Annotated in this window: 6 tRNA genes; all 6 read right to left on the bottom strand. The window is 52.9% G+C overall.

What is annotated here, in order from left to right:
- Nucleotides 1-12: 12 nt before the first annotated feature.
- Nucleotides 13-101 (bottom strand) — tRNA-Leu (locus LMF89_RS25520).
- Between the two features lie 8 nt (nt 102-109).
- Nucleotides 110-184: transfer RNA gene (locus LMF89_RS25515), tRNA-Gly, on the bottom strand.
- Between the two features lie 8 nt (nt 185-192).
- Nucleotides 193-274 (bottom strand) — tRNA-Leu (locus tag LMF89_RS25510).
- A gap of 16 nt (nt 275-290) precedes the next feature.
- A tRNA-Lys gene (locus LMF89_RS25505) sits at nt 291-366 on the bottom strand.
- Between the two features lie 8 nt (nt 367-374).
- A tRNA-Gln gene (locus LMF89_RS25500) sits at nt 375-449 on the bottom strand.
- A 6-nt stretch (nt 450-455) separates the two neighbouring features.
- Nucleotides 456-531, bottom strand: a tRNA-Asp gene (locus tag LMF89_RS25495).
- Nucleotides 532-611: the final 80 nt, after the last annotated feature.

Genomic DNA, 611 nt, shown 5'->3' with positions numbered 1-611 from the left:
ATATTTGAAAAGTGGTGCCGAGGACCGGAATCGAACCGGTACGGTAGTCACCTACCGCAGGATTTTAAGTCCTGTGCGTCTGCCAGTTCCGCCACCCCGGCGAAAGCAATGGAGCGGAAGACGGGATTCGAACCCGCGACCCCAACCTTGGCAAGGTTGTATTCTACCACTGAACTACTTCCGCGAAAACAGTGCGGGTGAAGGGAGTCGAACCCCCACGCCTTGCGGCGCCAGATCCTAAGTCTGGTGCGTCTGCCAATTCCGCCACACCCGCATATGTTTGATGAAAATGGTGAGCCATGAAGGACTCGAACCTTCGACCCTCTGATTAAAAGTCAGATGCTCTACCAACTGAGCTAATGGCTCGAAAAAAATGGCTGGGCTAGCTGGATTCGAACCAACGCATGACGGAGTCAAAGTCCGTTGCCTTACCGCTTGGCTATAGCCCAAAATAATGGCGGTCCCGACCGGGATCGAACCGGCGATCTCCTGCGTGACAGGCAGGCATGTTAACCGCTACACCACGGGACCTTTAAATATGTATAAAACAATGGTTTATTGCGGGGGCAGGATTTGAACCTGCGACCTTCGGGTTATTTGCTGTACAATGA

This window comes from Pelosinus baikalensis, assembly GCF_020819555.1.
GTDB classification, from domain to species: domain Bacteria; phylum Bacillota; class Negativicutes; order DSM-13327; family DSM-13327; genus Pelosinus; species Pelosinus baikalensis.
This window is presented reverse-complemented; position numbering and strand designations above follow the sequence as displayed.